19 protein-coding genes and 16 tRNA genes are annotated in these 23,922 nt (G+C 44.4%); 14 read left to right on the top strand and 21 right to left on the bottom strand.

Annotated elements, in window-relative coordinates:
- The first annotated feature begins 8 nt into the window (after nucleotides 1-8).
- The 11 genes from flgD to P4S58_RS11030 all read left to right on the top strand — a co-directional run bounded on the left by flgD (nucleotide 9) and on the right by P4S58_RS11030 (nucleotide 13,211).
- Complete coding sequence (gene flgD / locus P4S58_RS11080; protein ID WP_042479997.1) at nucleotides 9-716, top strand: flagellar hook assembly protein FlgD; 708 nt, start codon at nucleotides 9-11, stop codon at nucleotides 714-716.
- 27 nt (nucleotides 717-743) lie between these two features.
- Nucleotides 744-2,048, top strand: a complete 1,305-nt coding sequence (flgE, locus tag P4S58_RS11075; protein ID WP_042479994.1) for a flagellar hook protein FlgE — start codon at nucleotides 744-746, stop codon at nucleotides 2,046-2,048.
- Nucleotides 2,049-2,251: 203 nt separating this feature from the next.
- Nucleotides 2,252-3,001 carry a flagellar basal-body rod protein FlgF gene (gene flgF, locus P4S58_RS11070; protein WP_042479991.1) on the top strand — a complete coding sequence of 250 codons (750 nt, stop codon included), beginning with the start codon at nucleotides 2,252-2,254 and terminating at the stop codon, nucleotides 2,999-3,001.
- Nucleotides 3,002-3,021: 20 nt separating this feature from the next.
- Nucleotides 3,022-3,810, top strand: a complete 789-nt coding sequence (gene flgG, locus P4S58_RS11065) for a flagellar basal-body rod protein FlgG (RefSeq protein WP_042479988.1) — start codon at nucleotides 3,022-3,024, stop codon at nucleotides 3,808-3,810.
- Nucleotides 3,811-3,860: 50 nt separating this feature from the next.
- Entirely contained in the window at nucleotides 3,861-4,640 is a 780-nt protein-coding gene (gene flgH / locus P4S58_RS11060) for a flagellar basal body L-ring protein FlgH (RefSeq protein ID WP_102954377.1), read from the top strand.
- 116 nt (nucleotides 4,641-4,756) lie between these two features.
- Nucleotides 4,757-5,842: a flagellar basal body P-ring protein FlgI gene (locus P4S58_RS11055; protein ID WP_102954309.1), complete on the top strand. Its 1,086-nt coding sequence runs from the start codon at nucleotides 4,757-4,759 to the stop codon at nucleotides 5,840-5,842.
- A 10-nt stretch (nucleotides 5,843-5,852) separates the two neighbouring features.
- A complete protein-coding gene (gene flgJ, locus P4S58_RS11050) occupies nucleotides 5,853-6,803 on the top strand; it encodes a flagellar assembly peptidoglycan hydrolase FlgJ (protein WP_337163980.1) in 951 nt (316 codons plus the stop codon).
- A 177-nt stretch (nucleotides 6,804-6,980) separates the two neighbouring features.
- Nucleotides 6,981-8,855: a flagellar hook-associated protein FlgK gene (flgK, locus tag P4S58_RS11045; protein WP_042479980.1), complete on the top strand. Its 1,875-nt coding sequence runs from the start codon at nucleotides 6,981-6,983 to the stop codon at nucleotides 8,853-8,855.
- Between the two features lie 12 nt (nucleotides 8,856-8,867).
- A complete protein-coding gene (flgL, locus tag P4S58_RS11040) occupies nucleotides 8,868-10,061 on the top strand; it encodes a flagellar hook-associated protein FlgL (protein WP_042479977.1) in 1,194 nt (397 codons plus the stop codon).
- Between the two features lie 391 nt (nucleotides 10,062-10,452).
- Nucleotides 10,453-11,592 carry a flagellin gene (locus tag P4S58_RS11035; RefSeq protein ID WP_042479976.1) on the top strand — a complete coding sequence of 380 codons (1,140 nt, stop codon included), beginning with the start codon at nucleotides 10,453-10,455 and terminating at the stop codon, nucleotides 11,590-11,592.
- A gap of 485 nt (nucleotides 11,593-12,077) precedes the next feature.
- Nucleotides 12,078-13,211, top strand: coding sequence for a flagellin (locus P4S58_RS11030; protein WP_102954305.1), 1,134 nt, complete (start codon nucleotides 12,078-12,080; stop codon nucleotides 13,209-13,211).
- 264 nt (nucleotides 13,212-13,475) lie between these two features.
- Here the strand turns inward: P4S58_RS11030 and P4S58_RS11025 are convergent.
- From P4S58_RS11025 to lolB, 21 genes are all read right to left on the bottom strand, one after another.
- Nucleotides 13,476-13,560 (bottom strand) — tRNA-Leu (locus P4S58_RS11025).
- A 53-nt stretch (nucleotides 13,561-13,613) separates the two neighbouring features.
- A tRNA-Gln gene (locus P4S58_RS11020) sits at nucleotides 13,614-13,688 on the bottom strand.
- A gap of 26 nt (nucleotides 13,689-13,714) precedes the next feature.
- Nucleotides 13,715-13,799, bottom strand: a tRNA-Leu gene (locus tag P4S58_RS11015).
- Between the two features lie 183 nt (nucleotides 13,800-13,982).
- A tRNA-Gln gene (locus P4S58_RS11010) sits at nucleotides 13,983-14,057 on the bottom strand.
- Nucleotides 14,058-14,083: 26 nt separating this feature from the next.
- Nucleotides 14,084-14,168 (bottom strand) — tRNA-Leu (locus tag P4S58_RS11005).
- A gap of 84 nt (nucleotides 14,169-14,252) precedes the next feature.
- Nucleotides 14,253-14,327: transfer RNA gene (locus P4S58_RS11000), tRNA-Gln, on the bottom strand.
- A 27-nt stretch (nucleotides 14,328-14,354) separates the two neighbouring features.
- Nucleotides 14,355-14,439 (bottom strand) — tRNA-Leu (locus P4S58_RS10995).
- A gap of 50 nt (nucleotides 14,440-14,489) precedes the next feature.
- A tRNA-Met gene (locus tag P4S58_RS10990) sits at nucleotides 14,490-14,566 on the bottom strand.
- Nucleotides 14,567-14,578: 12 nt separating this feature from the next.
- Nucleotides 14,579-14,663: transfer RNA gene (locus tag P4S58_RS10985), tRNA-Leu, on the bottom strand.
- Between the two features lie 161 nt (nucleotides 14,664-14,824).
- Nucleotides 14,825-14,899: transfer RNA gene (locus tag P4S58_RS10980), tRNA-Gln, on the bottom strand.
- 26 nt (nucleotides 14,900-14,925) lie between these two features.
- Nucleotides 14,926-15,010: transfer RNA gene (locus tag P4S58_RS10975), tRNA-Leu, on the bottom strand.
- Between the two features lie 26 nt (nucleotides 15,011-15,036).
- A tRNA-Leu gene (locus P4S58_RS10970) sits at nucleotides 15,037-15,121 on the bottom strand.
- A 61-nt stretch (nucleotides 15,122-15,182) separates the two neighbouring features.
- Nucleotides 15,183-15,259: transfer RNA gene (locus P4S58_RS10965), tRNA-Met, on the bottom strand.
- A gap of 181 nt (nucleotides 15,260-15,440) precedes the next feature.
- Nucleotides 15,441-15,515 (bottom strand) — tRNA-Gln (locus P4S58_RS10960).
- A gap of 27 nt (nucleotides 15,516-15,542) precedes the next feature.
- Nucleotides 15,543-15,627 (bottom strand) — tRNA-Leu (locus tag P4S58_RS10955).
- A 51-nt stretch (nucleotides 15,628-15,678) separates the two neighbouring features.
- Nucleotides 15,679-15,755: transfer RNA gene (locus tag P4S58_RS10950), tRNA-Met, on the bottom strand.
- Nucleotides 15,756-16,044: 289 nt separating this feature from the next.
- Nucleotides 16,045-17,136 (bottom strand): redox-regulated ATPase YchF, encoded by a 1,092-nt coding sequence (gene ychF / locus P4S58_RS10945; protein WP_042484134.1) that lies wholly within the window; start codon nucleotides 17,134-17,136, stop codon nucleotides 16,045-16,047.
- A 10-nt stretch (nucleotides 17,137-17,146) separates the two neighbouring features.
- Entirely contained in the window at nucleotides 17,147-17,737 is a 591-nt protein-coding gene (gene pth, locus P4S58_RS10940; RefSeq protein WP_042484131.1) for an aminoacyl-tRNA hydrolase, read from the bottom strand.
- Between the two features lie 321 nt (nucleotides 17,738-18,058).
- Entirely contained in the window at nucleotides 18,059-19,003 is a 945-nt protein-coding gene (locus tag P4S58_RS10935) for a ribose-phosphate pyrophosphokinase (RefSeq protein ID WP_042484128.1), read from the bottom strand.
- Nucleotides 18,996-19,904: a 4-(cytidine 5'-diphospho)-2-C-methyl-D-erythritol kinase gene (gene ispE, locus P4S58_RS10930; protein ID WP_337163976.1), complete on the bottom strand. Its 909-nt coding sequence runs from the start codon at nucleotides 19,902-19,904 to the stop codon at nucleotides 18,996-18,998. Before ispE ends, P4S58_RS10935 begins: the two co-directional genes overlap by 8 nt.
- A complete protein-coding gene (lolB, locus tag P4S58_RS10925; protein WP_337163975.1) occupies nucleotides 19,901-20,515 on the bottom strand; it encodes a lipoprotein insertase outer membrane protein LolB in 615 nt (204 codons plus the stop codon). Before lolB ends, ispE begins: the two co-directional genes overlap by 4 nt.
- Nucleotides 20,516-20,675: 160 nt before the next feature.
- Between lolB and hemA the strand changes: the two genes are divergently transcribed.
- From hemA to prmC, 3 genes are read left to right on the top strand one after another with little or no spacing between them, the layout of a single operon-like run.
- Nucleotides 20,676-21,935, top strand: a complete 1,260-nt coding sequence (hemA, locus tag P4S58_RS10920; protein WP_042484118.1) for a glutamyl-tRNA reductase — start codon at nucleotides 20,676-20,678, stop codon at nucleotides 21,933-21,935.
- A 29-nt stretch (nucleotides 21,936-21,964) separates the two neighbouring features.
- Entirely contained in the window at nucleotides 21,965-23,053 is a 1,089-nt protein-coding gene (gene prfA / locus P4S58_RS10915) for a peptide chain release factor 1 (RefSeq protein ID WP_102952690.1), read from the top strand.
- A gap of 3 nt (nucleotides 23,054-23,056) precedes the next feature.
- On the top strand, nucleotides 23,057-23,920 hold the full coding sequence (gene prmC, locus P4S58_RS10910; protein WP_269349214.1) for a peptide chain release factor N(5)-glutamine methyltransferase: 864 nt from the start codon (nucleotides 23,057-23,059) through the stop codon (nucleotides 23,918-23,920).
- The last annotated feature ends 2 nt before the right edge of the window (nucleotides 23,921-23,922 follow it).

The raw sequence follows: 23,922 nt of genomic DNA, 5'->3' as shown, positions 1-23,922 counted from the left end.
GTTAGCGTATGGCCGGAATAGATAACGTTGGTCAAAGCGGCTTGTCCTATGTTGACCAGCTGAAAGCTCTTCAAGAACAGAAGAAGCCGACTGAGAGCACAGGTAAACAAGATCTTAAACAAGAAGATTTTCTTTCCCTGCTCACGAAGCAACTTTCTCAGCAAGATCCTTTTAAGCCGGTTAGCAATGACCAGATGATTGCGCAAATGGCATCATTTGCGACGGTTGATGGTATTGGCAAGATGAACACTCAATTTGAGAGTTTGAACTCGGCAATGACATCTAACCAAGCCTTGCAAGCATCATCACTGGTAGGTCGTGATGTATTGGTACCTGGTGCTGCAGGCGTTAAGAAAGATGATGCAGGCATGGCGGCAATGGTTAAGCTTCCAAGTTCGGTAGAGAATTTATTTGTTCGTATCGAAGACGAAATGGGACAGCTAGTTCGTACTATGGATGTAGGAGCTAAACCGGCCGGTGACAACCGTGTCGAATGGGATGGAAAAGATCAAAACGGTAATCCATTGCCGGCCGGCAAATACAAAGTGAAAGCCGCTGGTCTACTAGATGGAACAAGTACTGAATTTGGCGTATCTACTTACGCTAACGTCAATAGTGTTCTGCTTGGTAAGGGTGATGGTAACGTACTACTCAATCTAGCTGGTTTCACATCACCAGTGAAACTTGCTGAAGTACTTGAAGTTGGCAAAGCATAGAATGCTAGCTAGATAGGAGAATTTGGAATGTCATATGTATCTCTTAGCGGTTTATCCGCAGCTCAGTTAGACCTGAACACAACCAGTAACAACATTGCGAACGCAAACACATTCGGCTTTAAAGAGTCACGTGCGGAGTTCGGTGATGTTTACTCAAGCTCTTTATTTACCAACGCTAAAACCACTCCGGGTGGTGGTGTACAAGTGAATAAAGTTGCCCAGCAATTCCACGAAGGTTCAAGTATTTATACTAACAACCCAATGGACTTGCGTATCTCGGGCACTGGCTTTTTCGCGGTATCTAAAGATCGCCTTATTCCACAGCAAAATGAATTGACTCGTAACGGTGCTTTCCACCTGAACAAAGACAATTTCATGGTGACGTCGAATGATGAGTTCCTACTGGGCTATCAGGTAAACCCTGATACTGGTGATGTGCTTTCTTATGAACCACAGCCACTGAACATTCCAGCAGAGTTTGGTAAGCCTAAACAAACGGCAAACATTGAAGTAGGTGTAAACCTTCCAGCAAACGGTGATCTGAAAGATCCAGCGTTGTTTGACTACAATGATCCTGAAACTTATAACCGCTCAACGTCATCGACAATTTATGACTCAATGGGGCAGTCGTATAAGCTAACTACGTATTATCTGAAAGACCAAACTCAGCCAAATACGTGGCAAACTTATTACACAGTGACAGACAAAGACGGTGAGAAGCCATTGAACATCACTGGTGGTGATGCGACTACACCGACTGGTCATGTTGGTCACTCCATGAAGTTTAACAATGACGGTACGTTAGCAAGTTTGAACAACGGGCAGCCAATTGTTTCTGATCCTCTAGGCGCAGGTGCAAATCCTATTAACCTAAATGGCGCAGATGTTAACCAGACACTCTCCTTTGGTCTAGATTCAGCAACTCAGTTTGCTGCACCGTTTGAATTGACTAAGTTCGATGAAGATGGCGCAACAACGGGTTTCTTAACTAAGATCGACTTTGACGAAAACGGTAGTGTGTTAGGCACTTACTCAAACGGTGAAAACATCACCCTAGGACGAGTTGCGTTAGTACGTGTATCTAACGAACAAGGTCTGGATAAAAAAGGTGGTACTCAATGGGATTCAACTCAGTTCTCTGGTGACAAGATCTGGGGCGAATCAAACAAAGGCTCTTTCGGTTCCATCAACAACGGTACTTTAGAGCAATCCAACATTGATATGACCCAAGAGTTAGTGGATTTGATCTCTGCTCAACGTAATTTCCAAGCTAACTCACGTGCGCTTGAAGTTCACAACCAGCTACAACAAAACATCCTGCAGATTCGATAATACGATCTTCGTATATATGGTCATCTGGTCTATCAAGCCAGCGGCAACGCTGGCTTGATAGGATTGCCAGCTTGCCACATTGCCGCGGCAAACCTCCCCGTAACACCCCTTCTACGTACTATAACTTTCTGTTTTATATTAAAAATAAAACTTGGCACACCTATTGCTTTATGAGTCGTAACAGATGAATTTTGGAGCAAATTATGGACCGTGCATTGTTTCTCGCCATGAGTGGCGCAAAGCAAAATATGCAAGCTATGCAGCTAAGAGCGAATAACTTGGCCAACGTAAGCACAACTGGTTTTCGTGCTGACTTAGCACAAGCTCGTTCAATGCAAGCATATGGTGATGGTCTGCCTAGCCGAGTGTTCAGTATGACTGAACGTCCAGGAAACAATTTCCAGCAAGGCAGTGTTATCACAACGGGACGTGATTTGGATGTCACCATTCAAGGCGATGGCTGGATTGCTGTTCAAGACAAAACGGGTGCTGAAGGTTTAACCCGTAACGGTAATTTGCAGATCGACCAAACCGGTCTTTTGCTTAACGGCAATGGTCACTTGGTGCTTGGTGAAACTGGCGCGCCAATTACTTTACCGGTACCAGTGGCAAAAGTTGAAATTGGTAACGACGGTACTATTTCTGTTCGCCCGCAAGGCGCTCCAGCAGATGCAATGGAAATCGTCGACCGTATTAAGCTTGTTCGTCCAAACAACCAAGATTTATATAAAGATGTTAATGGTCTTTTCCGCGCGAAAGATCCAAACACGGCATACGATGCAGATGCCAATGTAAAAATTCTGACCAGAGCCCTAGAAGGCAGTAACGTCAATGCGGTGGGTGAAATGACCAGCCTAATCGAGTTACAGCGTCAGTTTGAAATGCAAGTCAAAATGATGAGCACGGCAGAAGACATGGACAAATCGTCCGATTCTCTGCTTCGTATGAGCTAACCAATTGAAAGGAAATTAGTATGCAGCCGGCATTATGGGTAAGTAAAACAGGCCTCGACGCGCAGCAAACCAATATTGCGACGATCTCGAACAACTTAGCGAACGCATCAACCATTGGTTACAAGAAGAGTCGTGCGGTCTTTGAAGATTTGTTCTATCAAAATATTAACCAGCCTGGTGGTCAGTCATCTCAGAATACTGAATTGCCAAGTGGTTTGATGTTAGGTGCGGGTTCTAAAGTGGTGGCTACTCAAAAAGTACACACTAACGGTAACGCACAAACGACAACCAACAGCCTCGATATGATGATCGAAGGGGATGGTTTTTTCCAAATCCTGATGCCGGATGGCAATATCGGTTATTCACGAAATGGTCAGTTCACTCTCAACGATGAAGGTGTGATTGTGACGTCAGGTGCGGGCTACGCTTTGGACCCTGAAATTGTGGTTCCTGAAGATGCTATATCAATCACTATCGGTAATGACGGTGAAGTGTCGGCTCGAATTCGTGGTCAGCAAGACAACCAAGTTTTAGGGCAGATCACCACGGTAGATTTCATTAACCCAGGTGGTTTAGAGCCGATTGGTCAGAACCTTTACTTGCCGACAGGGGCAAGTGGTGACCCACAAGAAGGTGTGCCGGGTCTAGATGGCCTAGGCAGCATTCGTCAGTCAACACTGGAAAGCTCAAACGTTAACGTAACTGAAGAGCTGGTGAATATGATTGAAGCTCAACGTGTCTATGAGATGAACTCGAAAGTTATCTCGGCAGTAGACAAGATGATGAGCTATGCGAACCAGCAGCTATAACCCAATAGCAGTGACTTTGGTTTATATAGAGTGATTGAGAGATAGTGATGATGAAACGTTTACTTAGCCTAATTTTTGTTTTGACGGTTTCTGGTTGCGGATTACTGCCAGAAGAGATCGAAACTTCGGATGTGACTGCTGGAACTACGGTCGTAGATGCAGTTGAAGGTGACAAGTCTGCTGAAAGTGATTCAGGGCTGGTTGATACACTACGTAAACGTAATGATCCTGTTGCTGGCGATCCTGCATGGGCACCGATTCACCCGAAAGCTAAGCCGGAACATTACGCGGCAGAGACGGGTTCACTATTTAACTTAGCTAACTCAAGTAGCCTTTATGATGATTCAAAACCTCGCATTATTGGTGACATCATTACAGTGACCTTGGATGAAAAAACCAAAGCGGCAAAAAGTGCTGATGCTGATTTGTCAAAATCGAATGATGCATCGATGGATCCTCTTGCCGTCGGTGGACAAAACTTAACCGTGGGTGATTACAACTTCTCTTATGCGTTAAAGAATGACAATAAATTCAGCGGAAGTGCAGAAGCTAACCAGAGCAATAGTCTTTCGGGTTCGATTACGGTCGAAGTTATTGAAGTACTGGCGAACGGTAACCTCGTGATTCGTGGTGAAAAATGGCTAACCTTTAATACTGGTGATGAGTACATTCGTTTAAGCGGCACTATTCGTCCAGACGATATTGATTTTGATAACACCATTGCTTCAACTCGTATTTCTAATGCTCGAATTCAATATTCTGGTACCGGAACGAACCAAGATATGCAAGAACCTGGATTCTTGGCACGATTTTTTAATGTGTCTCTGTAGATTAAGCTCTACAGTCGAAGAATTGACAGAATTAAGTTGATATCGATGAGGCCTAATTGGCCTCATTTGTTTTTTTGAACTCAGGTCGGCAGACCTAACGTTAACGGTAACCCACAATGAAAAAACTCACTTTGTTATTGATGATGCTAGTGACAGCAAGCGCCAACGCTGCTCGCATCAAAGATGTTGCTCAAGTAGCAGGTGTGCGTAGTAACCAATTGGTGGGCTACGGTTTGGTTACTGGTTTGCCGGGTACGGGTGAATCAACGCCTTTCACAGATCAAAGCTTCAACGCCATGCTGCAAAGCTTCGGCATTCAATTGCCACCTGGCACTAAGCCAAAAACCAAAAACGTTGCCGCTGTAATTGTGACGGCTGATTTGCCAGCATTCTCTAAGCAAGGTCAAACGGTCGATATTACTGTTTCTTCAATCGGCTCAGCGAAAAGCCTGCGTGGCGGTACATTGATGCAAACTTTCTTAAAAGGTTTGGACGGTCAGGTCTATGCTGTGGCGCAAGGTAACTTAGTCGTTAGTGGTTTTAGCGCCTCTGGCGCAGACGGTTCAAAAGTAGTGGGTAATAACCCAGCGGTGGGTATGATTTCTGGTGGTGCGATTGTCGAGCGTGAAGTTCCAACACCATTTGGACGCGGCGACTTTATTACCTTCAACTTGCTGGAGTCGGATTTTACTACCGCTCAGCGCATGGCTGATGCAGTGAACAACTTCCTTGGTCCACAAATGGCATCTGCAATTGACGCTGCATCTGTACGCGTTCGTGCGCCTCGTGATGTAAGCCAGCGAGTGGCATTTCTTTCCGCGATTGAGAACTTAGAATTTAACCCAGCAGACGGTTCGGCAAAAATCATTGTTAACTCCCGTACAGGCACTATCGTTGTCGGTCAGCACGTTCGCCTAAAACCTGCGGCAGTGACTCATGGTGGTATGACAGTGGCAATTAAAGAGAACCTCAATGTTAGCCAGCCGAATGCTTTCTCTGGTGGTCAAACTGTGGTTGTTCCTAATTCGACTATCGAAGTAGAAGAGAAGCAGGGCAAGATGTTTAAACTTGAGCCGGGTGTGACTTTAGATGAACTGGTTCGTGCAGTAAACGAAGTCGGCGCAGCGCCTTCAGACTTAATGGCAATCCTGCAAGCTCTTAAGCAAGCAGGTGCTATTGAAGGCCAGTTGATCATTATCTAAGGAGATTAAGATGATTAATAACTCTAACGATATTGGTTTTATTCACGATATTGCCAGCCTAGATAAACTGCGTAAGCAGGCTGTGGGTGGTGATGAAAACTCAGAAAAAGAAGCGTTAACTGCGGCAGCTCGTCAGTTTGAATCGATCTTTACCAACATGATGCTGAAGTCGATGCGTGATGCCAACTCTGGCTTCAAATCGGAACTGTTTAACAGCCAAAATGAAGATTTCTATCGCCAGATGCTCGATGAGCAGATGACCAGTGAACTGAGCTCATCAGGTTCTCTTGGGTTGGCGGATATGATTGTTGCTCAGCTTTCTGCGGCAGAAAAACCGCAAGCAGGCGGTGAAGATGGCTTCCAAGAAGCGATGCGCCGTGTTGAACGCTCTCGTGAAGCAGCGGCAAATCGAGCTGAAATGAGTGATGACAGTGAGCTATCGATGGTTAATAGCACCGCTGCTAGCACGGCTGCGGCTCAACAGGCGGCAAACTTTGAATCACCACGTTCGTTTGTTTCATCGCTTAAGCCTTATGCTGATAAAGCGGCAAAAGCGTTGGGCATTGACGCCTCTCTACTGATTGCCCAAGCTGCATTAGAAACAGGTTGGGGGCAGAAAGTGGTTAAAAATGCCCGTGGCAGCAGCAACAATTTATTCAACATTAAAGCGGATCGCAGTTGGCAAGGAAATAAAGTGGCAACTCAAACCTTGGAGTATCACCACAATACGCCTGTTATGGAAAAAGCGGCATTCCGTTCGTATAGCTCTTTCCAAGACAGCTTTAACGATTATGTTCGTTTCTTAGAAAAGAACCCTCGTTACACTACGGCACTGAATCATCAAGGTAGCAACGAAGAGTTCATTCGAGGTATTCATAAAGCGGGATACGCAACTGACCCAGAATACGCAGACAAAGTGCTACGAGTGAAATCTCAAATCGACCAGATGGGCGAACTTTAAATTGTGAAGGCCGGAGAAATGACTCCGGCTTTTTTTGTCTTTCTTCTTTACCTCATTTCCTATTTCTTCTTTATATTTCCTCGGCTTATCTCCAATAAATAAAAGTGGCATACATGTTGCTTTATACCCTGTAGATAGTCAGTGAACACTGATGTTTTTATAGTTTTTGGGGGCAGTATGGCGTCTGATCTTCTGAATGTGGGTACGCAAAGCGTATTAACCGCTCAGAGACAACTCAATACAACAGGTCATAACATTTCTAATGTTAATACAGAGGGTTACAGCCGTCAGTCTGTGATCCAAGGGACCAACATGCCTCGCCAATACGGCGGACAAACCTATGGTATGGGCGTACATGTGGACAATGTTCGCCGCTCATGGGATCAGTTTGCCGTTAAAGAGCTGAACATTGCCACTTCTGAATACGCATTTAAGAGCGATACTGAGCAGAACCTCGATATGTTATCCAAATTGCTCTCTTCCGTTGCGTCTAAAAAAATTCCTGAGAATCTTAACGAGTGGTTTGATGCGGTGAAATCACTCGCGGATTCACCGAATGACGTGGGTGCTCGTAAAGTGGTACTTGAGAAAGCTAATTTGATTTCTCAAAACCTTAACGATTTCCATGAAACAGTGCGCCGACAGTACGATGTGACCAACAAAGGTCTTGATGTTGGTGTCGAACGTATTAACCAGATCGCAGTTGAAATCCGTGATTTACAGCGTTTGATGATGAAGGTGCCAGGTCCTCACAATGATTTAATGGATCAGCATGAAAAGCTGGTGGCTGAGCTTTCTGAGTACACCAACGTTACCGTTACGCCTCGTAAAAATGCGGAAGGATTTAACATCCATATCGGCAATGGTCATACCTTGGTTTCAGGCACTGAAGCAAGCCAATTGAAAATGATGGACGGCTATCCAGATGTTAAACAACGTCGTCTTGCAATGGTTGAAGGTAATGGGATTAAACCGATTACGGCAAAAGACATCGGCGGCAAAATTGGCGCGTTGATGGATATGCGTGACGATCACATCCCTTACGTTATGGATGAAATCGGCCGCTTAGCGACATCCTTCTCTTATGAAGTGAATAAGTTGCAATGGCAAGGTTTGGATCTGCGTGGCGATGTTGGCCATAACATTTTTACTGATGTGAACTCAGATGTTGCCGCACGTGAGCGTGTTGTTACCCCCGCCGATTCGAAAGCAGACGTCGCCGTTTACATTGATGATATCAGCCAGCTCACTGGTGGAGAGTACTCGCTCTCTTATAATGGCAGTGACTATGTGATCACGCGTCCTAGCGGTGAACAGGTGATTGCAGAGGAATCTCGCGGCAATATTTTTATCGATGGCATGCGAATTCAAATCAACAATGACCCACAAACGGGCGAGCGCGTAATATTGCGCCCAACTCGTAATGGTGCCAAAGAGATTAAGCTTATCACCAACGATCCGGCAAAAATTGCCGCTCAAAGTTATGAAGCATCGACCACGCTTGCCCAAGGTAAAGCGAAATTCAAAATTCTTGAAGCAGGTGCTGTTCGTGAGTTTGAAGTGGTGATCTCTCCTTTGGGTGATCAGTTTGCCGTTACCGATACAAAAGGCAACATCCTTTTGGAACCGCAAGAGTATCCGCCTTCAGGTCCTGTTGAAGTTCAGGGAACTATTTTCGAACTCTCCGGCGGTGCATTGCCGGATGACAAATTTACGGCAAACCTTGTCGCTTCAGAAGGTGACAACGGTAACTTACGTAAAATGATCAATGTTCAAACCAATAAAGAGATGAACGATAACAACTCGACCATCATCGATCTGTACCACAACCTCAATACAGATTTTGGTTTGAAGCTGTCGACTGCTTCACGTCTTACGGACGTTTCTCGTTTAGAAAAGCAGTCAGCACAAGAACGTATTGCTTCTGTATCTGGGGTAAACCTGGATGAAGAAGCGGCAAACATGATGAAGTTTCAACAAGCCTATATGGCTTCGTCTCGTATCATCCAAGCGTCTAACGATACGTTTAACACTATTCTGCAGTTGAGATAGGAGGGAGATTAAATGTTAACTCGAATTTCTAGCTTCCATAACTATCAATCTGTGCAAAACGACATGCGTCGTCAGGAATCGAAAGTTCACCATAACCAAGCGCAGCTAGCGTCTGGTAAGAAGCTATTGTCGGCTGCGGATAACCCGCTCGCGACACATTACATTCAGAACGTGACTCAGCAAGAAGAGCAGTTACGTCAATATTTGGATGCCATTACTTTGGTTCGAAACCGTCTTGAGCATCAGGAAGTTATTGTTAGTAATGCGGAAGAGTTTGCTGATAAAGCCAAGCGGAATGTCATGGAAATGATCAACGGTTCTCTTTCACCTGAAGACCGCGGCGCTATAGCTCGTCAGATCCAAGAGATTTCCAATAACTTCATTAACCTTGCGAATGTTCAGGATGAGATGGGCAACTATATTTTTGCCGGTACCAAACCAAAGAATCAGCCTTTCTTCCGCGACAACGCTGGTAACGTCACTTATTCCGGTGATGACTATCAGCGAAAAATGAAGATTTCTAATAGCTTGGAAATTCCGTTTAACACTCCGGGTAGCAAAATCTTTATGGAGATTGAGAACCCGTTTGGTGATTACGAACCGAATTACGCTTTGCAAGAAGGTTCTGAGTTATTGCTTGAGCGTGCAACCAACAGCAATGTTGATGATAACTCGAACTACACGGTGACATTCGTTGATATGGATAACGGCAAGTTTGGTTATCAACTTGAACGTAACGGCAGCATTGTGCAGGCCGACGAATTTGACGGCAAAACGGGTATCCAGTTTGAAGGGTTAACGATCGCGATTAAAGGGCAGATCACCAAAGGTGACTCTATCACCATCGAGCCGCGTAAAACCTTCAGTATTTTCGACAGTTTTAAAGATGCGATTGAGTATTCATCCCGCTCAGTCGCGGATGCTTCTTCGACTGCGAAGTTACATCAAGTGACAGAGGAACTACATAAAGCCTTTATTCACTTGAATAAATCGCACACAAATATCGGTGCCAGTTTGAGCACTTTAGATATTCAAGAAGAGCAACACGAAGATTTCAAAATCAGCTTAGCGAAGTCAAAAAGTCAGTTTGAAGACTTGGACTACGCAGAAGCCGTGATTGAATTCAACGAAAATTCCCGAGCACTGCAAGCTTCTCAGCAAGCGTTCGGCAAAACCAAAGATTTAACCCTATTTAATTACATCTAACTTGAATGCCATATGTGCAATGCCATATGAGCAAAGTGAAATGTGATTAATAAAGGAACGATTGCCACTTCGTTTATTGATTACGAGTTAATCAATAGTAAAGCGGCAAGTATGCGGCAATTAATTATTGCCGCTGGCTATGACTCTCTAGGTTTTCCAATGATATTGGATAGATGATGTCAGTAACTTATTGAAATTTAGTGTCTTTAAAAATAATCTCACTGAATTTTAAAGTTGGCACACATATTGAATTATCAATACTAGTGTTAATTAAACAATTTTTTAAATCGGCACATGTTGCAGATTTAGCAAGTTATTTACGGTCAGTGCTTCCAAAGAGTAAAGCTGACCGCTTCGCAAAATACTTGCGGACTCGATAGGAGAGCAAACTATGACCATTAATGTAAATACCAACGTGTCGGCAATGACTGCGCAGCGTTATCTAAACAAAGCGACTGGTGAGCTAAACACATCTATGGAGCGCTTGTCGTCTGGTAACCGCATCAACAGTGCGAAAGACGATGCAGCGGGCCTACAAATTTCTAACCGTTTGACTGCTCAGTCTCGTGGTCTAGATGTAGCAATGCGCAATGCCAACGATGGTATTTCGATTGCACAGACTGCAGAAGGTGCAATGAATGAGTCAACCAGCATCCTACAACGTATGCGTGACCTATCTTTGCAATCAGCAAACGGTACCAACTCTTTATCTGAGCGTACAGCGCTTAACGAAGAGGTGTCAGCGCTGCAAGACGAATTAAACCGTATCGCAGAAACCACATCATTCGGTGGACGTAAACTGCTTAACGGTTCATTTGGTGAAGCATCATTCCAGATCGGTTCTAGCTCTGGTGAAGCAATCATCATGGGCCTAACCAGTATCCGTGCTGATGAACCTCGTATGGGTGGTATGGCGTACGTTTCAGAGCAGGGCAAAACAAAAGACTGGGGCGTACCTGTCAACGCAAATGAACTGACTTTCGAGTTTACTGGTAAAGATGGTGAGCCGAAGACGGTAAGCGTTCAAGCTAAAGTCGGTGACGATATCGAAGAGCTTGCAACATACATTAATGGTCAAACAGACGTGTTCAAAGCGTCAGTAGACGAAGATGGCAAGCTACAAATTTTCATTGCTGAACCGGATATGGCACAGGACTTCAACATTGGCGGTAGTCTGGCTGGTGAACTTGGTTTGAGCACTGAAAGTGGCAGATACACAACGGTGCAAGATATTGATGTAACAACAGTAGGCGGTTCTCAAAACGCTGTTGGTATTATCGATGCGGCTTTGAAATACGTTGATTCACAACGTGCTGACTTGGGTGCGAAACAAAACCGTTTAAGCCACAGTATTAGTAACTTGGCAAACATCCAAGAAAACGTTGAAGCGTCTAAGAGCCGCATCAAAGATACAGATTTTGCGAAGGAAACAACGCAACTTACTAAATCTCAAATTCTGCAACAAGCGGGTACCTCAATTCTCGCTCAAGCGAAACAGTTGCCAAACTCTGCAATTACACTATTGCAGTAGTTTTAGGACTCTTCATTAATAAGTCTAGACGTAGACATGTATTGAAGACCCTTTGGCAAAGTATGTTTATTAGAAAGTGGCAGGCTCTCTCAATCTACACCCTGTCTGCCACCGGATAATATTCATACGCCCCGGTATGCCTAAATGTGTTCATTTCTCTTGATCTCCACATGGCTTGGCTACCACAAACAGCCCCAGTTCTCTCAAAGGAAAAGGGGCTTTTCTTTTGCCTGTAATTTGTCATTTTCCTTTCCCCCATATCCGATCTTTTTAAGTTAACCCTTACGTTTATCTAGTCTGCATCCTACAGAGTTGGCAGTTCTTTGCTGTTTGTGTCGCATATTTCCGGTAAATCCTTAATTTTTCTAAAGGTATTCTCTTGTAGGCCGCTAACAGAGATAACTTTGAGAGAACATTTTGGTTTTCGAGACGTCGGAAGCCGCATTCGAAGTTCCGCTTCGCAGAAAAATCTAGGAGAGACAACTATGTCAGTGAACGTAAATACTAATGTGTCAGCAATGACAGCACAGCGATATTTGAACAGTGCGACATCTGCTCAGCAAACGTCTATGGAACGTTTGTCATCAGGTTCAAAGATCAACAGTGCAAAAGATGACGCAGCAGGTCTACAGATCTCAAACCGTCTGAATGTGCAAAGCCGAGGCTTTGATGTTGCTGTGCGTAATGCGAACGATGGTATTTCTATTGCTCAAACGGCTGAAGGTGCGATGAATGAAACAACGAACATTCTACAACGTGTTCGTGATTTATCATTGCAAGCAGCGAACGGCTCGAACTCTAAGTCTGAGCGTGTAGCGATTCAGGAAGAAATTTCGTCAATGAATGATGAACTTAACCGTATCGCGGAAACCACATCATTTGCCGGTGGTAAGCTCCTCAATGGTACCTTTGATACTAAGTCATTCCAGATTGGCGCAGATAGCGGTGAAGCAGTGATGCTTTCACTGAACAATATGCGCAGTGACAACCAGAAAATGGGTGGCGTTAGCTACAAAGCAGAAAATGGTCAAGGTAAAGACTGGGCTGTTAAGTCTGGAAGCAATGATCTGACGATTACTCTTAATGACAAATATGAAGGTGAGAAAACCATCTCTATCAATGCCAAAACAGGCGATGATATTGAAGAGTTAGCCACTTACATTAATGGTCAAACAGACATGGTGAAAGCTTCTGTCGATGAAGACGGTAAACTACAGCTGTTTACCGCGGCAGACAAAGTAGAAGGCCAAGCGACGTTTGGTGGCAGCCTTGCTGGTGAATTGGGCTTTGCTGAAGGTAAAGACGTCACTGTTAAAGATATCGATGTGACAAGCGTTGGTGGTGCTCAGCAATCAGTAGCAATTGTTGATGCGGCACTGAAGTTTGTTGATAGCCATCGAGCTGAGTTGGGTGCATTCCAGAATCGCTTTAACCATGCAATCAGTAATTTGGAAAACATTAACGAAAACGTGAATGCTTCTAAGAGCCGAATCAAAGACACTGACTTTGCGAAAGAAACAACGTCATTAACTAAGTCGCAAATACTTTCTCAAGCTTCAAGCACGGTATTGGCACAGGCAAAACAAGCACCAAACTCTGCTTTAGCTCTACTTGGCTAATTTCGAGTACATTAGTGTTAATAAAGAATCCAGCTTCGGCTGGATTTTTTTATACCTAGCAAAGCTTCATTATTACAGTCACCGCCTTCATGAAGGAATATTCGCAGAGATAAGAAGATCTAAAGGAAGATCAACCGTCTTCAAGGTAATTGATTCAAGCTTTTCTAAAGGCGTGGTGATTTGAAATGAAGAGATAAGCAGAGAGATGTTGTTACACAGATGACAGATAAAACAAAACCCAGCCTAAGCTGGGTTCTATTATGATGGTGCGGAAGGAGAGACTTGAACTCTCACACCTTGCGGCGCCAGAACCTAAATCTGGTGCGTCTACCAATTTCGCCACTTCCGCAACTTAATCTGTAGATTAACTGAATATTGGTCTTCAATTAATCGTTGTAATAATGGCAGGTCTACCTGGATTCGAACCAGGGAATGGCGGCATCAAAAGCCGCTGCCTTACCGCTTGGCGATAGACCTACAGAGATGATTGCTCATCTAAATAATGGTGCGGAAAGAGAGACTTGAACTCTCACACCTTGCGGCGCCAGAACCTAAATCTGGTGCGTCTACCAATTTCGCCATTTCCGCATCTTAATCTGTAAATTAATTGAATTAGGCGTTCAACTAATTGTTGTAATAACTCGTCTAAAACCAGCTATTCCAAATAGTGACTAATCACTATCTTAAATAATGGCAGGTCTACCTTGAACCCGAATCAGGGAGAATAGACGGGGCATCAAAAATGCTTTCTAACCACTATCTTAATTGTAGTGGCAGGTCTACCTGGATTCGAACCAGGGGATGGCGGCATCAAAAGCCGCTGCCTTACCGCTTGGCGATAGACCTGCAGAGATGATTGCTCATCTGAATAATGGTGCGGAAGGAGAGACTTGAACTCTCACACCTTGCGGCGCCAGAACCTAAATCTGGTGCGTCTACCAATTTCGCCACTTCCGCAACTTAATCTGTAGATTAACTGAATATTGGTCTTCAATTAATCGTTGTAGTGATCTGTCATTTAAAACAAAGCACTTTAAATAATGGCAGGTCTACCTGGATTCGAACCAGGGAATGGCGGCATCAAAAGCCGCTGCCTTACCGCTTGGCGATAGACCTGCAGAGATGATTGCTCATCTTAAATAATGGTGCGGAAAGAGAGACTTGAACTCTCACACCTTGCGGCGCCAGAACCTAAATCTGGTGCGTCTACCAATTTCGCCATTTCCGCATTATTTCCTAAAGACTTTCAACATTGCTGTTTCAAAAGTACTTAGGAAATGGTGGCTACGACGGGATTCGAACCTGTGACCCCATCATTATGAGTGATGTGCTCTAACCAGCTGAGCTACGTAGCCAACAATAAATAATGGTGCGGAAGGAGAGACTTGAACTCTCACACCTTGCGGCGCCAGAACCTAAATCTGGTGCGTCTACCAATTTCGCCACTTCCGCAACTTAATCTGTAGATTAACTGAATATTGGTCTTCAATTAATCGTTGTTGTGATCTGTTATTTAAACAAAACACTTTAAATAATGGCCGGTCTACCTCGAAGTCGAAACAGGGAGAATAGACGGGGCATCAAAGCCTTACTAACCACTATCTTAATTGTAATGGCAGGTCTACCTGGATTCGAACCAGGGAATGGCGGCATCAAAAGCCGCTGCCTTACCGCTTGGCGATAGACCTGCAGAGATGATTGCTCATCTAAATAATGGTGCGGAAAGAGAGACTTGAACTCTCACACCTTGCGGCGCCAGAACCTAAATCTGGTGCGTCTACCAATTTCGCCATTTCCGCAAAACTTTTAAGATATCGAGATAATATGGTGCGGAAGGAGAGACTTGAACTCTCACACCTTGCGGCGCCAGAACCTAAATCTGGTGCGTCTACCAATTTCGCCACTTCCGCATCTCGGTATCTAAAGTCATTTGCAATCTAACTAAGAGATAAGCAAACAACTTAGAATAAGTGGTGGCTACGACGGGATTCGAACCTGTGACCCCATCATTATGAGTGATGTGCTCTAACCAGCTGAGCTACGTAGCCATCATTTTTGAGCGAGACAATATAATACAAACTCGCTACGAGTTCCAATAAATTTTCAAATACTGAAACTCAATTAATAACTGAGTAGTTATTAATAATAAATGGTAGGTCTACCTAGAGCCGAAGCAGGGGAATAGACAGTGGCATCAAATGCCTTGCTAACCATTTATCTTTTAAATAGTGGCAGGTCTACCTGGATTCGAACCAGGGAATGGCGGCATCAAAAGCCGCTGCCTTACCGCTTGGCGATAGACCTGCAGAGATGATTGCTCATCTTAAATAATGGTGCGGAAAGAGAGACTTGAACTCTCACACCTTGCGGCGCCAGAACCTAAATCTGGTGCGTCTACCAATTTCGCCATTTCCGCATTATTTCCTAAAGACTTTCAACATTGCTGTTTCAAAAAGTACTTAGGAAATGGTGGCTACGACGGGATTCGAACCTGTGACCCCATCATTATGAGTGATGTGCTCTAACCAGCTGAGCTACGTAGCCATTACTATTTTTTACTCTCAGAACTAAGTTGCCTTATTGCTGAGAACGGTGCGCATTATGCGGATCTGCTTTCTGAGCGTCAACAGTTTTTTTGAATAAATCGCCTGAAACGCATCGTTCGACTTTTTTTAAACAAAGAGGCGTGTTTGTGATCAAAAAGTGCTAACAAAACAACAGATTTATTACTTTTGCATAGCGGCAAAAATTCATGTTTTTTATTTGAAAATGTCGAGAAAAACAAAAAAGCCAACCGAGCGGTTGGCTTTTATTCGATTCTGTCTGATGCAGATTAAACGTTGAAACGGAAGTGAACAACATCGCCATCTTTAACGATGTAATCTTTGCCTTCTAGTCGCCATTTACCTGCTTCTTTCGCACCGCTTTCACCGTTAAATTGGATAAAATCGTCATAACCGACAACTTCAGCGCGAATGAAACCTTTTTCAAAGTCAGTGTGAATTTTGCCAGCTGCTTTCGGAGCTGTTGCACCAATTGGAATCGTCCAAGCGCGAACTTCTTTAACACCTGCAGTGAAGTAAGTGTGCAGTTCTAGTAGTTCGTAACCCGCACGAATCACACGGTTTAGACCTGGTTCTTCGATCCCCATGTCTGCTAGGAACTCTTCGCGTTCGTCATCTTCTAATTCAGAAAGCTCTGATTCAATAGCGGCACATACAGGAACAACAACGTTATTCTCTTTTGCTGCAAATTCACGTACGAGATCCAAGTACGGGTTATCTTCAAAACCATCTTCTGCAACGTTAGCAATATACATGGTTGGCTTTAAGGTTAAGAAGTTTAGGTAGCCAATTGCAGCCAGTTCTTCTTTAGTTAAGTCAACTGTACGAGCTGAGCCACCTTCAGTTAAAACAGGCAGTAATTTTTCAAGTGCTACTAGTTCTAACTTAGCGTCTTTGTCGCCGCCTTTTGCTTTCTTCGCGTTACGTTGAATAGCACGTTCACAAGAATCAAGGTCAGCCATTGCCAACTCTAAGTTGATCACTTCGATGTCTTCAATCGGCGAAACTTTGCCTGCAACGTGTACGATGTTTTCGTTCTCGAAACAACGAACAACGTGACCGATCGCATCAGTTTCACGGATGTTAGCTAGGAACTTGTTACCTAGACCTTCACCACGAGAAGCACCCGCAACCAGACCTGCGATATCCACAAATTCCATTGTTGTTGGAAGAATACGCTCAGGATTTACGATTTTCGCTAGTGCATCTAGACGAAGATCTGGAACCGGTACAACACCAGTGTTTGGTTCGATGGTACAAAACGGGAAGTTAGCCGCTTCGATACCTGCTTTTGTAAGAGCATTGAAAAGTGTTGATTTACCAACGTTTGGTAGACCAACAATGCCACATTTAAAACCCATGTCTGTAACCTTATTCAGCTTTGAACGTGTGTAAGCGATTTTGCGCTTTCGTTAGACCATCTTTTAACAAGATATCGAGGCAACGAACCGATTCATCGACGGTTGCATCTAATTGCTCCTGCTCTTTAGCAGGGGCTTTGCCTAACACATAGCCTGCGACTTTATCTTTATGTCCCGGATGACCAATGCCAATCCGCAGACGGTAAAATTCTTTGTTGTTGCCCAGTTTGCTGATGGTGTCTTTTAAGCCATTGTGACCACCATGGCCACCGCCTTTTTTGAACTTAGCAACACCCGGAGGGAGATCAAGTTCATCGTGTGCCACCATGATCTCTTCAGGTTGAATTTGGTAGAACTTTGCAAGAGCTGCAACGGCTTTACCGGATAAATTCATAAAAGTGGTTGGGATCAGCAAACGTAAATCTTCGCCATTGACCACAATACGGCCAGTCAGACCGAAGTATTTCGGCTCATTTTTCAACGTAATATTGTGAATACGAGCCAGTTCTTCTACGACCCATGCACCGGCATTGTGTCGAGTTCTAGAATATTCCGGGCCAGGATTCGCCAGACCGACAAGTAATTTAATAGGTTGACTCAAAGCTAGGATCCCTTAGGAAACGAAAAAGCGCGGTATGATAGCACAAAAATTCCCTTTGGCGCGAGGCTCAAAGGGATTCGGTTCTTTAAGCGTTTTTGAGAGGATGAATAAGTTGTCTCTTTCGCTCCTGTTGACTATTTAGTTAGCGCATTCTGACAACGTTAAGTTGCAGTTTCTGTTTGAAGTACGGCAAGTGAATAGCTTTTAACTCATAGCTGGTAAAGGCGTTGCTAGGGGAGTGAGATTGGCTTATCGCCGCGAGAGAGGAATAAAAAAAGCGCCTTGTTTAGAAGGCGCTTTTTTAACAGTCAATTTCAACGCTTAGTTGAACATTGCTGAGATAGATTCTTCGTTGCTAATACGACGAATCGCTTCTGCTAGCATGGTAGACAGAGTCAACTGAGTCACTTTACCTGTTGCTGCCATTTCTTTAGACAAAGTAATTGAGTCAGTAATGATAACTTGGTCAAGAACAGAGTTCTTAATGTTTTTCGCTGCGTTACCAGAGAATACTGCGTGAGTTGCGTAAGCGAATACACGCTTAGCACCACGGTTCTTCAGAGCTTCTGCTGCTTTACATAGTGTGCCACCTGTATCGATCATATCGTCTACGATCACACAGTCACGACCTTCAACATCACCAATTAGGTTCATTACTTCAGAAACGTTAGCGCGTGGACGACGTTTGTCGACGATTGCGATATCGATATCACCCAGAGCTTTAGCCGTTGCACGTGCACGAACAACGCCGCCTAGGTCAGGAGATACAACTACTGGATCTTCTAAACCACGAGCTTTCATATCTTCAAGAAGTACTGGAGTACCGAAGATGTTGTCTACTGGTACATCGAAGAAACCTTGAATTTGTTCTGCGTGCAGGTCGATAGTAAGAACACGGTCAACACCAACGTTAGAAAGGAAGTCTGCAACAACTTTTGCAGTGATTGGCACACGAGCAGAACGCACACGGCGATCTTGACGAGCATAACCAAAATAAGGAATAACAGCAGTAATACGGCCTGCTGAAGCACGACGCATAGCATCAATCATTACAACGAGTTCCATAAGGTTGTCGTTGGTTGGCTTACAAGTAGATTGGATGATAAATACGTCGCTACCACGAACATTTTCATTGATTTGTACTGCAACTTCTCCATCAGAGAAACGTGAAACAGTAGCATCTCCAAGAGAAATGTATAGACGATCAGCAATACGTTGTGCTAGTTCGGGTGTGGCATTACCAGCAAATAGCTTCATATCAGGCACGGTGGAAACCTCGGGGTTGCGTCCAGTTTTTAAATAGATTGGGGTTGGCTATTTGGTATCTAGCCAGTGTCTCTTTAAGCGGAGAAACATTTCGCCCTTGGGCGATAAACGCTGAGACGGTGTCAGGGAGTTCGGACAGAACATTTTTTGCATCGTTTTCGTTTGAAAATTCAGCAAAAACGCACGATCCTGTACCGGTCAATCTTGACGGCGCGTATTGTAGCAGCCAAGAAAGTTGCTTATCAACCTCTGGATACAGCATTCGGACAATTTTTTCGCAATCGTTTTCGTATTGAGTGTCAAGAAGCGTGAACAGCTCTCGTTTTGGCGTATTTCTGGTCAAGTCTGGGTGACAAAAAATATCTTTAGTTGCGATGCTGACATTCGGTCGAACCACTAAATACCATTTTTCTTGTGCTTCAACAGGCGTCAGCTCTTCGCCTACACCTTCTGCAAAAGCGGCAAAACCACGGATAAATACGGGCACATCGGCGCCCAAAGCTAAACCTATCTCTGCGAGCTCGTCATCATTGAGGTTGGTTTGCCAAAGAAAATTTAAGGCGACTAACACGGTCGCGGCATTTGAAGATCCACCACCGATACCTCCGCCCATTGGTAGGATCTTGTTTAACTCAATATCCGCACCCAAATTGCAACCCGTTTTCTGTTGTAATGCAGTTGCCGCTTTCCAAATCAGGTTGTCTTCAGTTTTGACGCCTTCCAGTTCTGGAGTGAGGGTGATCTTACCGCTTTCATTAGCGGTGATACTGATGTCATCACCATAATTGAGAAACTGAAACAGAGTTTGTAACTCGTGATAGCCGTTATCACGACGTCCAGTGATGTAGAGAAATAGATTTAACTTTGCAGGAGATGGCCAAACCGTTTTGCCAAAAATCATGGGTTAAGTATCCATTTAGAGATAACAAGTTTTATAGACGTATGTTGCTGAGTTAGCTGCATTCTATCGGGCAAAGGAATAATGCCATTTTGCCAATTGAATTCTTTATATCGAGTGTAATCGACATGCCAGTTTTGTCGACCTGAAGCTTTGTCCAGAGAAGCTAATGTATTGCTTTCATTAAGCTTAAAATGATCGGCTTTTGTTGGTAGCCCCAGAACCCAGCCCTGAAGATCGTCGATAGGGATATCCAGTCCGGTGAGTTGGTAAATTAATATTTGGCCATTGGCGGCATTGAATTTTTGGTCATCATAGGTTTCTACGATGGCACCTTTGGCATCCATAGAAAGGCTTAGTACAGTTTGACCAAGAAAATTGGTCAGGCGAAGTTGACTCTTATTAGATGACTTTTGCCATTGAAAATTTAAGGTTTCACGCTGCTCTGGTGAGATATAGCCAATCTTGCCGATAACTTGATATGTTTGAATCTGTTGCAGTTTTTGTTGGTGGGCTTGCCACTCTACATCAACGATAGGTTCTGGTGTTGAACTACAGCCAAACAGAATCAGCAAAAAGCTCAAGGAGAGGAGAATACGCGGTTTAATCATCATAATTGCTCGTTATTTGTCCGGCAAAGTGAGTGAAACTGGCGCTACTATATCATTGATATCACGAAGTCGGGAAAACAAATCCTCGTTGCTCTTTCAATCACAAGGGGCATAAAGTAAAATTCTGCCCCTAATTCATTTCTTACCAGAGAATCCTCGATAGATGTCCTTGCTTGCTATTGGTATCAATCACAATACGGCTTCGGTTGAGTTACGAGAAAAAGTGGCTTTCGGCCCAGATAAATTGTCTGAGGCGCTTGGCCAGTTGTCTGCTGACTCACACGTGAACGGAAGTGTCATTCTTTCGACGTGTAACCGTACTGAAATTTATTGTGATGTTAAATCATCAAGTAAGAACAAACTTATCGAATGGTTGACCCAGTTTCACAACGTCAGCCCTGAAGATTTGAAACCCAGCCTCTATGTTCATGAAGACCAAGCGGCGATTCGACATCTAATGCGAGTCTCTTGCGGTTTGGATTCACTGGTATTGGGTGAACCGCAGATTCTTGGACAGGTGAAACAAGCGTACGCGGACTCTCGTAAAAACAACGCCGTTGATTCATCGCTCGATAAATGGTTCCAGAAAGCATTCTCTGTCGCTAAACGTGTTCGTACTGAAACTGAAATTGGTGGCAGCGCTGTGTCGGTGGCTTACGCCGCTTGTACTCTGGCAAAACACATTTTCGAATCTTTGGCGGATGCCACTGTACTGCTTGTTGGCGCAGGGGAAACCATTGAACTGGTAGCAAAACATCTGGCAAGCCACAACTGCAAACGTATTATTGTGGCAAACCGAACCCGCGAACGTGCAATGAGTTTGGCGGAAGAATTTAATGCAGACGTGATTGCATTGAACGAAATACCGGATCACCTGCATTTTGCCGATATCGTTATCAGTTCAACAGCCAGTCCTTTACCTATAATAGGCAAGGGCATGGTAGAAAGCGCACTGAAAAAACGCCGCCATCAGCCTATGCTGTTTGTGGATATTGCCGTGCCACGGGATATCGAATCGCAAGTGGGTGATCTTAATGATGCCTATCTGTATTCGGTGGATGATTTGCAATCTATCGTGGATAGCAATATTGAGCAGCGCAAAGTAGAAGCGATTGAGGCGGAAGCAATTGTCAGTGAAGAAAGCGCCGCTTTCATGAGCTGGATGCGCTCACTGCAAGCGGTAGACAGTATTCGTGACTACCGTAAAGCAGCCAATGATATCCGTGAAGAATTGTTGTCAAAAAGCTTACAGGCTTTAGCTGCGGGCGGAGACCCAGAAAAACTTTTGGTGGAGCTGAGCAACAAGCTCACCAACAAACTTATTCATAACCCTACCCGAGCGATGCAAAGCGCTGCGGAGTTAGGAGAACCGGCAAAACTTGCCATTATCAGACAAAGCTTGGGTCTTGAAGACTCACAGTAATCTGTAACTCTGAATTTAAAGAAGAAATTATGAACTCGTCGATTTTAGTGAAGCTTGAATCTCTTGTTGAACGTTATGAAGAGGTTCAACACCTGCTGGGTGACCCAACAGTTATTGGTGATCAAGATAAATTCCGTGCTCTTTCAAAAGAGTACTCTCAGCTTGAAGAGATCACTAAGTGTTTCCAAGCTTACCAGCAGGCTCAAGAAGACTTGGCTGCAGCGGAAGAGATGACCAAAGAAGATGACGCTGAAATGCGTGAAATGGCTCAAGAAGAGATGAAAGAAGCAAAAGCGGCAATCGAACGTCTTACTGACGAGCTGCAAATCCTTCTGTTGCCTAAAGATCCAAACGATGACCGTAACTGCTTCCTAGAAATTCGTGCAGGTGCAGGTGGTGATGAAGCGGGTATCTTCGCTGGTGACTTGTTCCGTATGTACAGCCGTTATGCAGAGAAAAGAGGCTGGCGCATTGAAGTGATGTCTTCAAACGAAGCAGAACACGGCGGTTATAAAGAGATGATTGCGAAAGTGAACGGCGATGGCGCATACGGCGTACTGAAGTTTGAATCAGGCGGTCACCGTGTACAACGTGTTCCAGCAACGGAATCACAAGGTCGTGTTCATACTTCTGCATGTACGGTAGCGGTAATGGCTGAAGTACCAGAAGCAGAAATTCCGGAAATTAAAGCCAGCGATCTGAAAATCGATACATTCCGTTCATCGGGCGCGGGTGGTCAGCACGTTAACACCACGGATTCAGCAATCCGTATTACTCACTTACCAACCGGTACCGTAGTCGAGTGTCAGGACGAGCGTTCACAGCATAAGAACAAAGCAAAAGCGATGGCGGTACTTGCCGCTCGTATTGCTCAGGCTGAACTTGCTAAGCGTGCGGCTGAAGTGTCAGATACACGTCGTAACCTGTTAGGTTCTGGTGACCGTAGTGACCGTATCCGTACTTACAACTACCCACAAGGCCGCGTATCTGATCACCGTATTAACTTAACGGTTTACCGTTTAAGTGAAGTGATGGAAGGCGATCTACAAGCGCTGATCGACCCAGTACTACAAGAGCATCAAGCGGATCAGTTAGCTGCACTTTCAGAGCAAAACTAATCAATGTTGCTAACCATTGAGGCCGCATTAAAAGCGGCAGCAGAGCAATTGATCGAGAGCGGCAGTGATTCGCCGTCTCTCGACGCTAACGTGCTACTTTGTCATGTATTAGACAAGCCACGTTCCTACCTTCTTACATGGCCAGATAAATCTCTCGACATCCAGCAGCAGAACCAATTTGACGCTCTGATTGAACGCAGAAAAGCGGGTGAGCCAGTTGCCTATATCATTGGTGAACGCGAGTTTTGGTCATTGCCACTTAAAGTGTCGCCTTCGACTTTGATTCCAAGACCCGATACCGAAAGGCTGGTGGAACTGGCGTTAGATAAAGCTCAGCTTATCGATGGTGATATCTTAGATTTAGGAACGGGAACAGGCGCAATTGCTTTGGCTCTGGCTTCCGAACTGCCTCTGCGCAAAGTGTTTGGCATTGATTTACGTGAAGAAGCTTGGCAGCTAGCAAGCGACAATGCCGAACGTTTAGGCATTGCAAATGCGTCGTTTTGGAACGGAAGCTGGTTTACTCCTGTACCATCGGGTACAAAGTTTGCTTTAGTGGTTTCAAACCCGCCATATATTGAAGAAAACGATCCTCATTTAACGCTTGGCGATGTGCGTTTTGAACCGAAAAGTGCATTGGTCGCTCAAGACAACGGGTTAGCTGATATAAAAACCATCAGCGAGAATGCTCGTGATTATCTGTTAAATGAAGGTTGGTTGCTATTTGAACATGGTTACGACCAAGGCGCGGCAGTAAGAGAGATTTTGCAAGGTTTCGGCTATAGCAATGTTGAAACACAAAAGGATTATGCCGGTAATGATCGTGTTACCTTAGGTCAATATCATATAGAAGCCAAAATCAAATAAAA

The organism is Vibrio sp. Hal054, from assembly GCF_037162405.1.
Classification (GTDB): domain Bacteria; phylum Pseudomonadota; class Gammaproteobacteria; order Enterobacterales; family Vibrionaceae; genus Vibrio; species Vibrio diazotrophicus.
This window is presented reverse-complemented; position numbering and strand designations above follow the sequence as displayed.